This is a genomic window from Burkholderia sp. ABCPW 11, assembly GCF_001523445.1.
Classification (GTDB): Bacteria; Pseudomonadota; Gammaproteobacteria; order Burkholderiales; family Burkholderiaceae; genus Burkholderia.
The window spans coordinates 59,125-73,163 of the sequence record NZ_LOVM01000027.1; the positions used below are offsets into that span (position 1 = coordinate 59,125).

Annotated in this window: 10 protein-coding genes; 3 read left to right on the forward strand and 7 right to left on the reverse strand. The window is 64.8% G+C overall.

Going from position 1 to position 14,039, the window contains the following annotated elements:
• Window positions 1–14: 14 nt before the first annotated feature.
• From WS61_RS10450 to WS61_RS10460, 3 genes are all read right to left on the reverse strand, one after another.
• Complete coding sequence (locus WS61_RS10450; RefSeq protein ID WP_059500419.1) at window positions 15–1,454, reverse strand: MFS transporter; 1,440 nt, start codon at window positions 1,452–1,454, stop codon at window positions 15–17.
• Window positions 1,455–1,589: 135 nt separating this feature from the next.
• Entirely contained in the window at window positions 1,590–2,741 is a 1,152-nt protein-coding gene (locus WS61_RS10455; protein ID WP_059500511.1) for a CaiB/BaiF CoA-transferase family protein, read from the reverse strand.
• 7 nt (window positions 2,742–2,748) lie between these two features.
• Window positions 2,749–3,708 (reverse strand): hydroxymethylglutaryl-CoA lyase, encoded by a 960-nt coding sequence (locus tag WS61_RS10460; RefSeq protein WP_059500420.1) that lies wholly within the window; start codon window positions 3,706–3,708, stop codon window positions 2,749–2,751.
• A gap of 138 nt (window positions 3,709–3,846) precedes the next feature.
• Between WS61_RS10460 and WS61_RS10465 the strand changes: the two genes are divergently transcribed.
• The 3 genes from WS61_RS10465 (at window position 3,847) to WS61_RS10475 (ending at window position 8,153) form a co-directional block, all read left to right on the forward strand.
• Window positions 3,847–4,758: a LysR family transcriptional regulator gene (locus WS61_RS10465; RefSeq protein ID WP_059500421.1), complete on the forward strand. Its 912-nt coding sequence runs from the start codon at window positions 3,847–3,849 to the stop codon at window positions 4,756–4,758.
• Window positions 4,759–5,622: 864 nt separating this feature from the next.
• A complete protein-coding gene (locus WS61_RS10470) occupies window positions 5,623–7,080 on the forward strand; it encodes a sugar porter family MFS transporter (protein WP_257127237.1) in 1,458 nt (485 codons plus the stop codon).
• Window positions 7,077–8,153, forward strand: coding sequence for a LacI family DNA-binding transcriptional regulator (locus WS61_RS10475; protein WP_059500423.1), 1,077 nt, complete (start codon window positions 7,077–7,079; stop codon window positions 8,151–8,153). The genes WS61_RS10470 and WS61_RS10475 overlap by 4 nt, the downstream gene beginning before the upstream one ends.
• A 124-nt stretch (window positions 8,154–8,277) precedes the next feature.
• Here the strand turns inward: WS61_RS10475 and iolB are convergent, their stop codons facing one another.
• The 4 genes from iolB to iolD form a co-directional block, all read right to left on the reverse strand.
• Window positions 8,278–9,075: a 5-deoxy-glucuronate isomerase gene (gene iolB, locus WS61_RS10480; RefSeq protein ID WP_059500424.1), complete on the reverse strand. Its 798-nt coding sequence runs from the start codon at window positions 9,073–9,075 to the stop codon at window positions 8,278–8,280.
• A complete protein-coding gene (gene iolC / locus WS61_RS10485; RefSeq protein WP_257127238.1) occupies window positions 9,072–11,018 on the reverse strand; it encodes a 5-dehydro-2-deoxygluconokinase in 1,947 nt (648 codons plus the stop codon). The genes iolB and iolC overlap by 4 nt, the downstream gene beginning before the upstream one ends.
• A 56-nt stretch (window positions 11,019–11,074) precedes the next feature.
• Window positions 11,075–11,938, reverse strand: coding sequence for a sugar phosphate isomerase/epimerase family protein (locus tag WS61_RS10490; protein WP_059500425.1), 864 nt, complete (start codon window positions 11,936–11,938; stop codon window positions 11,075–11,077).
• Between the two features lie 66 nt (window positions 11,939–12,004).
• Window positions 12,005–13,954, reverse strand: a complete 1,950-nt coding sequence (iolD, locus tag WS61_RS10495) for a 3D-(3,5/4)-trihydroxycyclohexane-1,2-dione acylhydrolase (decyclizing) (protein ID WP_059500426.1) — start codon at window positions 13,952–13,954, stop codon at window positions 12,005–12,007.
• Window positions 13,955–14,039 lie beyond the last annotated feature (85 nt).

Consider the following 14,039-nt stretch of genomic DNA (forward strand, 5'->3'; position numbering starts at 1 on the left):
GGGTGCGCGGCACGTCAGCGGTTGAGTTCCTCGAGCCGCACACCGTTGGTCCGCGGGCCGAACATGCCGATGACTACCGCCACCAGCAGCATGAAGATCGTGATCCCGGTGAAGACGCCGGGCACGCCGAAGTCCTTCAGCAGCGCCGCGATGATGAAGCCGGACATCATCGCGCCGATGCGGCTCGCCGAATACACGATTCCGCTCGCCCGGGAACGCACCGCGGTCGGGAACAGCTCGCACTGGTATGCGTGAAACGATACAGATATCGTCTGCCCTGCGAGGCTGATCAGCACGCCGAGCACGATCAGCGGCACCACCGCCTTCATCTGTCCGAACGCGAACCCGCACACGGTCACGGCGAGCGCACCGCCGACGATCAAATGCTTGCGCTGGATGCGGTCCGCATAGAGCATTGCGAGCAGCGGCCCGGCCGGCATCGCGAACGCGATGATGAACGAGTACAGCAGGCTCTTCGTGACCGTTATCCCCTGGCCGATTAGCAGCGTCGGCACCCAGTTCGCGAATCCGTAATAGCCGATCGCCTGGCAGAAGTTGAACGCGATCAGCATCAGCAGGCGCGAACGGTAGGGCGCGCGCCAGAGCACCGCGAAGGCCGCGCGCGGCACGTCGGGCTGCGTGAGCGCATCGACCACGGACGGCAGCGGCGCGCCGGACTGGCGCTCGACGATCGCTTCCATCTTGCTAACGATCCGCTCGCTTTCCTCGACGTCGCCGTGTGCAGCGAGCCACCGCGGGCTTTCGGGCACCGCGCGGCGAATGAACCAGACGATCACGGCGCCGGCCGAACCGGCGAGCACGACGATGCGCCAGCCGTCGAGCCCGAACACCGTCTGCGGGACGAGCCACCACGACTGGATCGCGGCAACCGGTGCGGCCGCGAACATCACGACCTGATTGAACGCGATTGCGCGGCCGCGCATCTGTTGCGGCACCAGCTCGGTCACGTAGGTGTCGATCGTGACGATTTCCAGGCCGACGCCGATGCCGGCGATGAAGCGCCACAGCAGCACGCCTTCCGGTGTCGTCTGGAACGCCATGATGGCCGAGCCGACCGAGTACCACAGCAGCGAGAACGTGAAGACGGCGCGCCGTCCGTAGCGGTCGGGCATCCAGCCGCACCCGAACGTGCCGACGAACAGCCCGGCGAACGTCGCCGCGATGAACGCGGCGATCCCGGTGAAACCGAAGAATGCCTGCGTCGTCGTCTGGAGCAGGCCGCTCTTCGTCATGCCCGGCGCGATATAGCCGGTGAAGATCAGGTCGTAGACCTCGAAGAAGCCGCCGAGCGAGATGAGCAGCACGAGCACCCACAGATGCCGGGTGGCGGGAAGCCGGTCCATGCGCGCGGAAATTGCCGCGCCGAGATTGGCGCCGGCGCGGGCATCGGGCGTGTCGAGCGCGGCGCTTCCCGCGGTGATGGTCTGCTGCATGTCTGTCTCCTGACATTTTGCATCGGCGGCGTTTTTTATCGACGTGCCTGCCGTGACGAAGGTATAGGGGCGCACGTCGGTCGTGCGCGGGTCCGGCTGCTCGCTAAGGTTCGCCGAGCGCGTTCGAAAGCACGCTCATGCAATCGCCCGGCGCCTCAGGCGCGACAGCACTTCCTGCGTATGCTCGCCGACGCGTGCGAGTGCCTGGCGCACGCCGGGGCGCCGTCCGCCCATCGTGATCGGCAGCAACACGACCTCGGTCGTGCCGCCGTCGTCGGTCTGCATCGGCACGAGGCCGCCGCTCGCTTTCAGGTGCGGATCGCCGAGCAGTTGCTCTGGACGCGCGATCGGCGCGTACGGAATTCCTGCTGCCTCGAGCCTCGGCGACAGCTCGTCCGCGCGATGGTGTTTCAGAATGGCGCCGAGCCGCTCGAGCAGCAGCGGGCGCACTGCGACGCGCGACGCGTTGGTCGCGAAGTCCGGTTCGGCCGCGAGTTCGGCGCATTCGAGCACGTCGCACAGCGTGACGAACTGCTTGTCGCTCACCGCACCGATGAAAAGCTGCTCGTCGTCGGCCAGCGTGAACACGTCGTAGACGCTCCACGCCGACACGCGTGCGGGCATCGGCGGCGGCGCCTCGCGGGTCATCGCGTACTGCTGCATGTGTTGCGCGCACAGAAACACGCAGTTCTCGAACAGCGCGCTTTGTATTTCCTGGCCGCGACCCGTGCGTTCGCGTTCGCGCAGCGCCGCAAGTACGCCGATCGCGCCGAACATGCCGCCCATGATGTCGTTGACCGACGTGCCCGCGCGCAGCGGCCGGCCGACCGGCCCTGTCATGTACGACAGCCCGCCCATCATCTGCACCACTTCGTCGAGCGCGAGGCGCTTGTCGTACGGGCCGGGCAGGAAGCCCTTGTGCGACACGTAGACGAGCGCGGGGTACTGCTTCGACAGCGTCGCATAGTCCAGGCCGAGCTTCGTCATCAGGCCCGGTCGGAAGTTTTCGAGCATCACGTCGCAGGTGCCAATCAGTTCGACCGCGGCTTCCTTGCCTTCCGGCGAATTGATGTCGAGCACGACGCTTTTCTTGTTGCGATTGAACGAACGGAAAAAGCCGATGCCGAGGCCGGGCAGGTTGCGGGTCTTGTCGCCGCCCGGCGGTTCGATCTTGATCACTTCGGCACCGAGGTCGGCGAGGATCATCCCGCAGGTCGGCCCCATCACCATGTGCGTGAATTCGACGACGCGAACGCCATCGAGAGGGAGTAGTGTGTCGTGGTTCATGGCCATGTCAGTCGATCGTGATGGTCGTCGCGGCCGTGGCCGTTGCCGTGGCGTGCGTGCTGGGCAGGCCGGCGCGCCACAGCGCACCGTGCAGCGTCTCGCCGTCGAGCCAGCCGGCGACCTTCGCGCGCAGCGCGAGCAGCGCGGCAATGTCGATGCTGGTTTCGATGCCCATGTCGGCGAGCATGAACGCGAGGTCCTCGCTCGATGCGTTGCCGCTTGCGCCCGGCGCATGCGGACAGCCGCCGATGCCGGCGAGCGTCGCGTCGAAGCGCGTGACGCCCGCTTCGAGCGCCGCATAGACGTTCGCGAGCGCGAGCCCGCGCGTGTCGTGGAAGTGGCCGCACCAGAAGCGCGTACCAGCGATCTCGAGCGCCTTATCGAATAATTCGCGCACGGCGGCCGGGCTCGCATAACCGACGGTATCGGCAAGGCTTACGCGATCGGCGCCCGCATCGAGCAGCGCCTGCATGCAGCGCAGCACCTCCGACTGCTCGACGCGGCCCTGGATCGTGCAGCCGAACGCGGTGCCGATTCCGCCTTCGATCAGTGCGCTGGAACCGGCCGCGTCGCGTGCCGCGCGAATGCGGGCGACTTCGGCGACGACTTCGTCGGGCGTCTTGCGCAGGTTCGCCAGACTGTGTGCGCGGCTCGCCGACAGCGGCACGAGGATCAGGTCGGCGCCCGTCTCAAGCGCGCGTTCGGCACCCTTCAGGTTGGGTACCAGGGTCGACACCAGCAAACCGGGCAGCGTCTTCGCGTACGACACGAGTTCGGCTGTATCGGCGAGTTGCGGCAGCAGCCGCGCCGGCACGAATGAACCGACCTCGATCTCGCGCTGGCCGGCTGCATGCGCGTCGCGGATCCATTCGAGCTTGCGTTCCGTCGGAAGAATGCGCTGGATGCTTTGCAGTCCGTCGCGCAAGCCGACTTCGCGAACGACCACGTGCTTGGGGAACGAGGGCAAGGGGCTGTCTCCATTTGCTTGGCCGGTCGTGGATGCGCCGACGTTGTGCTAACTTTAGACATTCCTATTGAACATTAAAGTGGTATTTCGGAGGCGCCATGCTTCCGAGCCGGAATGTCTGAGCCCTGGAGACGGCGAATGCGCGATATCGACCTGAAGACGCTGCGGCTGCTGGTGGCCGTGTGCGATCACCGCAACATCGCGCGGGCAGCGGAGGAAGCGCATATCGAGCCGTCCGCGATCAGCAAGCGCATCGCGCAACTCGAAAGCGATCTCGGCGTGCCGCTGCTCACGCGTTCGCGGCGCGGTGTCGAACCGACGGCCGCCTGCAATGCGCTGCTCGAGCATGCGCGCAGCATGCTGTTCACGATGGAGCGCATCGCGAGCGATATCGCGGCGTTCGGCGGCGGGTTGAAAGGGCACGTGAGCATCTGCGCGTCGGCGTCCGCGATCGCGGAAGCACTGCTCGACGACATTTCATCGTTCATGCGCGAGCCGGCCAACGAGAACATCCGCGTCGACGTGGAGGAGCGGCTGTCGTCCGAACTCGTGCGGCAGCTGCGCGAAGGCGCGGCGAGCGTGGGCGTGTGCTGGGACAGTGTCGACCTGCAGGGCTTGCAGCACCGGCCGTATCGGCAGGATCGGCTCGCGCTGGCCGTGCATCGCGATCATCCGCTCGCGAACGAGACGTCGTTGTGCTTCGAACAGACGCTCGGCTACGAGCACGTCGGCCTGCTGCCGTCGACGGCCGTGCATACGATGCTGCAACGCGCGGCGGCCAGTGCCGGCAAGACCGTGTCCTACCGCGTGATCGTGTCGAGCTTCGATGCCGCGTTTCGCGTAGTCGCGGCAGGGCTCGGCATCAGCGTCGTGCCTGTCGAAGTGGCCGAGACCTACCGGCCGGTGCTCGGCATCAAGGTGATCCCGCTCACCGACGCGTGGGCGAATCGACGGTTCGTCGTGTGCTTCCGGCGCTTCGATGCGCTGCAGCCGGCGGCGCAGCGTTTAGTTGACTATCTGGTGAGTCGGGCGGGCGTGCAAGCTGACTAATTCTGGTTCAGGGTCACATGAGACGATGGGGCCGTGCCTTGAATGGATCAAGGCAGTGCATTCGTTCGCGCAATTGTGCGGTCTCGTCTCGCGGTCGACTCACCTCTGCTTCAATCTCCGAAGATTGCGTGCGATCGTGCGATTGATGTCCAATGCGTTCAGGTACTGCTGAATGCTTTTCTTGATCAGTTGCAGACGCTTGTCGATCTTGCCCGATGTGAAAATGCGCGCGCATGGTTGATAGCGCTGAACTCACTGCCGCCAATGGCATTGTAGTAGTCCAACGTTCCAGCATCGACGATCGCAATGCACGGCGATGTAACAGCCCATTGTCACTACCGGCTCGTCATCACGATGTTTGGCGGCTCGGCAAAGCGACTCCAAGTCGTTGCAAGACGTCGGCCCGCATGATATCGCGCGCGTTTCGTATCCCGATTCGGGGCCAACTAACAGAAGTTGGTCGCGAGCTGAAGCTGGAAAGCCGCGATAGAACTGGGCGGGCAGTTCACTTCACGGCATCATTGACTAAAAATGGTCAATAGTCGCGTTGCACGTCGATGCCGCTTTGTCTACGGTTAAGTCTCCCACGCAGAATCCGCGCAGAGGTCGCGTCGCGCTGCGGAACGTCGGTTGATATCGCGCGACAACGCAATGACAGCGATTTTGGGGCGTCAATGCCGGACGTCGAGCTTGTCGCCGGAGTTCGATCCAAAGCTCAATTGGCGCCCGGCACGATGACCGCCGGCGGCCCACGTAAATGATCGGTCCGACGTGGGGGCTTACGTGTTTGCGCTGCGTTGGCGCCGCCCGAGCCGCCGCACAGGCAGCGAATGGAGGCAGGACGCTGCCATAAACATACAAATCATGGAGACACTGATGCAGGAAGTCTGTGAGACGCTCTCGTCCGTCGAACCCGCTCCGTCCGCAATGGCCCTGCCCGCTCAGGCGCGCCGCTCGATGCGGTTCATCGCGATGATCGCGACGCTCGGTGGCCTGCTGTTCGGCTATGACACCGGCGTCATCAATGGGGCGCTGGCATACATGACCCAGGATCTCGGGCTGACCCCGCTGACCGAGGGGCTCGTGACCAGTTCGCTGCTGCTCGGCGCCGTGATCGGGTCGGTGGCGTCGGGCTTGGTAGCGGACCGCTACGGGCGCCGGATGAGCATCATGATCTTGGCGGTGCTATTCCTCGGTGGCGCGTTGTCCTGTACCTTCGCCCCTACCGTCGACTTGCTGATTGCCTCGCGATTCGTGCTGGGCATTGCGGTCGGCGGGGCGTCGATCTGCGTGCCGACCTACTTGGCCGAATTGGCGCCCGTGCATCGCCGAGGACAGATCATCACACAAAACGAGCTGATGATCGTGTCCGGGCAAATGATCGCGTTCATCGTCAACGCGACGATCGGCAGCTTGTGGGGTAGCGAGCATGGCGTCTGGCGCTGGATGCTTGCCGTCGCGACGTTGCCGGCGGTCGGGCTGTGGTTCGGCATGCTGGTGATGCCGGAAAGCCCTCGCTGGCTGGCCTCGAAGGGCAAGCTGCACGCGGCCTGGAAGGTATTGCAGCAGGTTCGGGACAGCCAGTCAGCCCAGAAGGAGTTCGATTCGATTCGCAACGCCGGGTACCGCCGCGCCCATCCTACCGACCGTACCGGGCCGGGCTTGTCGACGCCCTGGGTCCGACACGTTTTTTGGGTCGGGATCGGGATTGCCATCGTCATGCAGGCGACCGGCGTCAACTCGATCATGTTCTACGGTACGCAAATCCTGACGAATTCCGGTTTCGGGCGGGAGACGGCGCTGATCGGCAACGTCGCGAACGGAGTAATCTCTGTGGTTGCGACTCTGATCGGCATTCAGGTGCTGGGCAGGATCGGCCGCCGACCAATGTTCTTGATCGGGCTGAGCGGGACGACGCTGTCCTTGCTGATGATCGGCCTGTTCTCGCTATTCCTGCCGGTATCGTTCCTGCGCGCGGGCCTGATTCTGGCCGCCATGGCCTGCTTCCTCGGCTTCATGCAGGCGCTGATTGCGCCGGTGTGCTGGGTGCTGCTGGCCGAACTGTTTCCGCTGCATATCCGCGGCTTCGCGGTGGGTGTGGCCGGCTGCGTGCTCTGGATGGTCAATTTCGTGCTCGGCCTGAGCTTCCCATCGCTGGTTGCCTACGCCGGCATTTCGAGCACCTTCTTCGTATTCTTTGCCATCGGTTTGATGTCGATTGTATTCATCTGGCGCAACCTGCCCGAAACGCGGGGCCGCAGCCTCGAGGAGATCGAAGCGCATTTCCGCAACCTGTGCGGCGGCACGGAGCAGGCGAGATGAGCGAGGACCCGGTCGTGACACCAGCCGGCAGGAGGCGCAAGCGCGACGCCCGGTTCGTCGAGATCGCGGCCGAGGCCGGCGTCAGCGAGGCCACGGTCAATCGGGTCCTCAACGAGCGGGGCAGCGTATCGGAATCGGCGCGCGAGCGCGTGATCGCGGCGGCACGCCGGCTAGGTGTGCGCCGCGTGCTACCGGATAGCCGGCACGGGCTGATTCATATCGACGTGCTCCTCTCGCACGGCGACACGCCGTTTTTCCGTCGCCTGAACGCAGCATTGCAACGGTCGGCGCAGATCCTCGACAAACGCATCGTCCTGCATCGATTGATTCTTCCGGAATCGGACCGGGCGGTGGTCGACGCTATAGGCAACTGCCGCTACCGCAGGGCCGGCATGATCATCACGACGCGCGACACTGCGCCGGTGCGCGCGGCGCTGAGCGATGCGATAGATCGGGGCGAAAAGGTGGTAACCCTGATGACCGACATCAGCGAGATTTCGCGTATTCATTTTGCAGGAATCGACAACGTTGGTGCCGGTCGCACCGCAGGTTACTTCATCGGGCGGCTCGCCAAGCGGGCCGGGCGCGTGCTCAAGCTTTGCGGAAGCCGCAGTTTCGGGGCGCACCGCGACCGGATCGCCGGTTTTCGCGCGGCGCTCGAGGGGGCCGAGACCGAGCTCGAGTATCAGGGCGTCGAAATCGAGACGCTCGACAATGCCGACGCGTGTTATCGCGCCGTATTGCCGGCGCTGAAGCAGGGGGACCTGGTCGGCATCTACAACAGCGGTTACGGTTCGGCGGGCATCGCCGCGGCGCTCAGGGAATTCGATGTGGCCGGCAAGGTAGTATGGGTCGGTCACGAGATGCTGGACGAGCATCGCGACTACATCGACGAAGGCACGATGGATATCGTGATCGACCAGAATCCCGACGCACAGGTGATTTCTGCGTTGCAGCACATGCTGTATGGTTGCGGGGTGCTCGAGGCCCCGCCGCCGGTCGGCCCTGTCGAGTTCGGTGTGTTCTGCGCCGCGAATGTTCGTCGCAGCCCCTATCTTTCCCCCGACGATTAAGCGGCCGCGACAAGTGCCCATGGGGCGGCCAATGGCCGAACCGCATTGCTAACAGTCGTCCGCCGTTGTCCGCAGTGCATGCCAGCCGGCCCCTCTAGCGGGGCCGGCGCTACATCCCGGGCGACTATTTCGCCAGCATCCATTCATGCGCCGGATCATTGCGAAAGTGCCAGACGCGCTTCGGTCCCGCCATTACGTTCAGGTAGTAGCTGCGATAGCCATGCGGCGCGACCACCGGGTGATAGCCTCGCGGCACCATCACCACGTCGTGATTCTCGACCGCATAGGCTTCGTCGATGTCGCGCGAATCGGTGTAGACACGCTGGAATGCGAACCCCTGCTCGGGGTCGAGGCGATGATAGTAGGTCTCTTCCAGCACGCTTTCGACTGGGATTGCATCGACGTCATGCTTGTGCGGCGGATAGCTGGACGCGTGGCCGGCTGGCGTCACCACCTCGACCACCAGCAGCCCTTCGGCCGGTTCCGTTTGCGGAAGGATGTCGCAGACGTAGCGGGTATTTGTGCCGCTGCCGCGTACCGAACGCGTGATCGACGCGGGCTCGATCAGGCGGGCCTCGTATCGGCCGGTGGCAGGCGCCGTGCAGAGCGCGATTTCGGCCGCGTCGGCGGCTTCGATCGACACCCTGCGACCCGACGGCACATATGCCGCATGGGGGGAGAGGTCCTCAAACACACTGCGGCGCCCGCCAATGTCGCGCCAGACTTGTTCGCCGGTTGTGATCGTCACGGTGCCGGTCAGTACCACGATGCACAGCTCGTCAGCGGCCGTGTCGAGCGCGAGTCGCTCGCCGGCGGCGAGCCGTTTGGCGGCGAAACCGACATGACGCCAGCCTGCGCTGGCCGGCGTGACCGTAACGATATCGCGCCCGCTTGCGCGGCCCTTGATGAGCAGATTAGTCATGCTGCCTCCTGTTCCTGTTGCGGGCGAGCCTGGCGCCAGAGGCGGATCAGCGTCTCGAACGACACGCGCACGCGGCGTATTACCTCGTTGTCGTCGATCTCGCCGGCAAACCACCCACGGCTCGGTTCGTAAAAGATTGAGCGACCGACCGTGAAACCGCGGCAGGTCCGGCTGGCGGCAGCGTCGATGAAGCCTTGCGCGAGCGTTTCGAGCGGGGCGTTCAAGCCGAGCAGCACGACGCCACGGCAATACGGATCGTGCGCCTCGATCAGCGCGTCGATGCGGCGCCAGGTTTCAGCCGGCATCGATTCGAGTTTCCACCAGTCGGGCTTGATGCCGAGATCGTAGAGGCGTTCCAGCGCGCGGACCACGGCGTCCTGCGATGCGGGGCGATCCTTGGGCGGGATCACTTCCAGCAGCAGTTCGTGACCGCTGACCGATACCGCCTGCTGGAGCGCCTGCAACTGCGCTTCCTGTTCGAGCCGATGTTCAGGGGCATCGTCGGGGTGGTACTGAACGAGGCACTTCACAATATGCTCGCGCGGCCAGGACAGCAGTGCCGACCCGATCGACCGTCCGTGTTCGAAGCGCAGCGGGTTCGAACCCGGCAGTTCGACAGGGCGGCCGATCCACCAGTTCCGTCCGGTGGCGGCATTGAGTGCATCCTGACCGAATCGGTCGTCGATCAGCACGGCCATCTTGCCCTGGCCACCGATTTGGGCCTCGGTCTCGGCAACGGCTTCGACGAAGAGCTGCTTGAGCGTGCCGATCCGCCGTTCGTCGGCGCCGGCTTGCTGAGCCAGGTCGGCGAGCTGGTCGCGGTGGTCGAACGCAAAGCCGAGCACCTCGTCCCACGGCTTGCGGTTCGGACTGACGCGATGCAGGCGGTTCAGCGCGGGGTCACGGTCGGGCCGGCCCATGCGGGCCGAATTCGCGAGGAAATAGTCGAGTTCGGCCGTCGTCGGCATGGCCGGCGCACAAGCGTGGCGCGAGACCACCAGCGCGCCGCAAGCGTTGGCGTACGCGCAGCAGGTGGTTTCATCGGCGCCGGTCAGCCAGCCCTTGAGGAAGCCGGAGATGAAGGCATCGCCTGCGCCGAGCACGTTCAGCACCTCGACTTGCACGCCGCCATGCAAGCGGCCGTCGTCGATGCTCGCCGGAATCGCCCCGTCGAGTATCGTGCAGCCGAGCGGACCGCGCTTGACCACCAGGGTGGCGGGCGTAGCCTCGCGAACGACGCGTAGGGCGGCCATCAGATCGTCATGGCCGCCGGCGATGCGGAATTCCTCTTCGGTGCCGACGATCAGGTCGAACATCGGCAGGATGCCGCCCAGGTGGCGGCTGACGCTGCCATCCGCGATGAAGCGCGTCTCGCCGTCCGCCTTGCCGGTGAGGCCCCACAGCACGGGCCGGTAATCAATGTCGAGCACTGTGCGCACATCGCGACGTCGCGCGTATTCGAGCGCCTTCATGCTGGCGCGATGGACACGCTCGGTCGAGAAGTGCGTTCCAGTGATCAGCAGGGCGCGGCTCGACGCGATGAACGCCTCGTCAATGTCCTGCTCGTCGATCGCCATGTCGGCGCAATTCTCACGATAGAACACGAGCGGAAACGTGTCGCGATCCTTGAGGCCAAGCAGGACCAGCGCGGTCAGGCGCTCGGGGTCGATGCGGACCTGGCTGACGTCGCAGCCTTCCTGCGTGAGCGCATCGACGAGAAAACGGCCCATGTGATCGTTGCCGACCCGCGAGAGCATCGCCGATTTCAGCCCGAGCCGGGCCGTGCCGAAGGCAATGTTGGCGGACGACCCGCCCAAGTAGCGGGCGAAGCTGGTGACGTCCTCGAGGCGGGCGCCGACCTGCTGGCCGTAGAGATCGACGGCGAGCCGTCCCAGGCAGATCAGGTCGAACTGGCGTTCGGACGCGAGCGTCGGTGTATGCACGATGGTTTCCTGTCGTCTTGAGTCTGAGCGGATAAGCGGTTGAGCGGTGCCGGATGTCAGGCGAGGCCGAGGCCGCGCTTGACGGTCTCCAGCATCATCCGGCTCGATTCGTCGGCCCGGTCTTCCCACGCGAACACGGCCACGGTCGCGATGCCGTCGAAGCCGATCTCACGAACCTTCGAGAAGAACGTGTCCCAGTCGATTTCGCCCTGGCCGATGTCGAGGTGCTGGTGCACGGTGGCTGTGACGCCGGGGGGATTCACGATGTAGCGCAGGTTCGAGGACGCGCGATGGTTGTACGTGTCGGCGATGATCAGGTGCGTGAGCTTCGGCTTTGCATACTCGAGCATCGCGGCGATGTCGCCGACGCCGTCGTCGTAGAAATAGGTGTGCGGTACCGCGTAGAGATAGTTGAGCCACGGTTTGTCGAGGCCGCGGACGATATCGACGGACTCGTTGTTGCGCTCACAGAAATCGTACGGATGCGCCTGGATGTCGAGACTGATGCCTTCGCGCTCGAACACGGGCAGCAGTTCCTCCATCGAGCGCATGAACTGGTTCTCGCTGGCGAGCGCATGGTTCGACTGGCCGCTGAATTCCGTGTTCATCAGCGGGCATTCCATTTCGACTGCCACCTGGATCGCGCGTTTCCAGTTGCGCACCGCCGCCTCGCGCAGCGACTCGTCCGGGCTGGCCCAGTGATACAGCGGTAGGAGCGATGACAACTGCACACCGGTGTCGCGCAGCGCAGCCTTGAATTCCTGAATCCGCGCCTTGTCAACGCGCGGGTATTTGTAGAACGGCAGGAAGTCTTCGCGCGGCGACAGCTCGATATAGCTGTAGCCGAGCTCGGCAACTTTCTCGACCATCTTGGGCAGCGGCAGATGGCGGTACATGTAGGGATCAAGTGCGATACGCATGTCGGTTCCTGGTGAGTGGTGGTGCGGAATGCGGAGGCGCGCCCCGCATTGGATCGATTCGGTGGATCAGTAGCGCCGGGCGGTGGCGAGTGCGGCCTTCATTCGCTCGGCGGCGCGCTCGATGCGCTCGCTGGTAGAGACTTCCGGCACGCCTACGTGCCACCACGAGCCGTACTTGTGCACCATCGTCTTGGGGAGGACCTTGATGTCGATGAGGGTGGACACGCGCTGAGTGCGGGCATCAGTGAGCGCGGTCTCCAGTTCGTCGACGTTGCGCACCGTGTAGGTCTTGCAGCCGTAGGCCGCCGCATTGGCGGCGAAATCGACGGGCACGAATGCACCGTCGAGCCGGCCGGTGTCGGCATTGCGGCGCCGGAACTCGGTGCCGAAGCTGCCCATACCGTGTTCCATCTGCAGGTTGTTGATGCAGCCGAAGGTCATGTTGTCGAACAGCAGGACGTTGATCTTGCGGCCTTCCTGGATCGACGTGACGAGTTCCGAGTGCAGCATCATGTACGACCCGTCGCCGACGAACGCGAACACGTCCTTCTCGGGTTGCGCGAGTTTGACGCCGAGTGCCGCGTTGACTTCGTAGCCCATGCAGGAATAGCCGTATTCGACGTGATAGCTGTCCTCACCCTTGGCCCGCCAGATGCGCTGCAGGTCGCCGGGCAGGCTCCCGGCGGCGGCCACCACCACGTCGTGTTCGGTCAGCTTGCGGTCGAGCACGCCGAGCACGCGCGACTGGGTCAGCGACGAGCCAGTAATGCGCACGAATTCATCGAGCACGGCGCGATCGAGGTGATCGTCGATTTCAGGTACAAAATGTTCGGCGCCGTAAGTTACGGCAAACAGGCGTTCTTCTTCCGCACGCAGGCGGTCGATTGCCTGTGCGATCTCGTCGCGATAGCCGTGCCGGCCGTCGCTCGGATAGCCGGCGCGGTCCAGCGCGGCGGCGAGCGCGCTCAGGCCGGCCTTCGCATCGGCCTGGATCGATAGACCGTCGAGCTTGCCGGCGTCGAAACCGTTGAGGTTGAGGTTGACGAAGCGCACCTCGGGAACCTGGAACAACCATTTCGATGCGGTCGTGAAATCGGTGTAGCGCGTGCCGACGCCGATCACGAGGTTCGCGCGGCGCGCGATCTCGTTGGCTGCCAGCGAGCCCGTTTCGCCGATGCCGCCGAGATTGAGCGGATGGTCCCAGGGCAGCGCGCCCTTGCCGGCCTGCGTATGGGCGACCGGAATGCCGAAGCGCTCGGCGAAGCGGCGCAGCTCGGCAGCGGCGCCGGCGTAGCGTACGCCGCCGCCGCAGATCAGCAGCGGGCGCGTGGCCGGCGCGATCAGGGCCGCGGCACGCGCGATCGATTCCGGTGCGGCGGGGCGACGGTCTAGGTAGTGCACGCGCTCGGCGAGGAAGCTTTCCGGATAGTCGTAGGCCTGGGCCTGCACGTCTTGCGGCAGCGCAAGGACCACCGCGCCGGTGTCGGCCGGATCGGTCAGCACGCGCATCGCGTTGAGGCAGGCGCTCATCAGTTGCTCGGGGCGCACGATGCGATCCCAGTACTTGCTGACCGCGCGGAATGCGTCGTTGGTGCTGATCGACAGGTCATGCGTCTGCTCGATCTGTTGTAGCACCGGGTCCGGCTGGCGCCCAGCATGCACGTCGCCCGGCAGCAGCAACAGTGGAATGCGGTTCGCGCTGGCGGTCGCGGCGGCCGTCACCATGTTGGCCGCGCCGGGGCCGACCGACGAGGTACACGCGTAGATTTGCCGACGGCGCCATTGCTTGGCGAAGCCAATTGCCGCATGCGCCATGCCCTGTTCGTTGCGGCCTTGATGCACGACGAGCCGGCCGGGGTCCTGCTCGAGCGCTTGGCCGAGGCCCAGTACGTTGCCGTGTCCGAAGATCGTGAAGATGCCCTTGACGAACTTGATGCGCTCGCCGTCGATCTCGACATACTGATTGTCGAGAAAGCGTACGAGCGCCTGCGCCATCGTTAGCCTGATATGACCCATGAATGATCTGATCCGTGTGGTGAAAGGATGAATGCGAGGAGGCAACGCGAAGCGATGCCAGCGCGAAAGCGCCGACCTCATCGCT

Bases quoted from the DNA above. Each gene is read 5' to 3' on its own strand.
- WS61_RS10450 (WP_059500419.1), bottom strand. From the start codon at position 1,454: ATGCAGCAGACCATCACCGCGGGAAGCGCCGCGCTCGACACGCCCGAT.
- WS61_RS10455 (WP_059500511.1), bottom strand. From the start codon at position 2,741: ATGAACCACGACACACTACTCCCTCTCGATGGCGTTCGCGTCGTCGAA.
- WS61_RS10465 (WP_059500421.1), top strand. From the start codon at position 3,847: ATGCGCGATATCGACCTGAAGACGCTGCGGCTGCTGGTGGCCGTGTGC.
- WS61_RS10470 (WP_257127237.1), top strand. From the start codon at position 5,623: ATGGAGACACTGATGCAGGAAGTCTGTGAGACGCTCTCGTCCGTCGAA.
- WS61_RS10475 (WP_059500423.1), top strand. From the start codon at position 7,077: ATGAGCGAGGACCCGGTCGTGACACCAGCCGGCAGGAGGCGCAAGCGC.
- iolB (WP_059500424.1), bottom strand. From the start codon at position 9,075: ATGACTAATCTGCTCATCAAGGGCCGCGCAAGCGGGCGCGATATCGTT.
- WS61_RS10490 (WP_059500425.1), bottom strand. From the start codon at position 11,938: ATGCGTATCGCACTTGATCCCTACATGTACCGCCATCTGCCGCTGCCC.
- iolD (WP_059500426.1), bottom strand. From the start codon at position 13,954: ATGGGTCATATCAGGCTAACGATGGCGCAGGCGCTCGTACGCTTTCTC.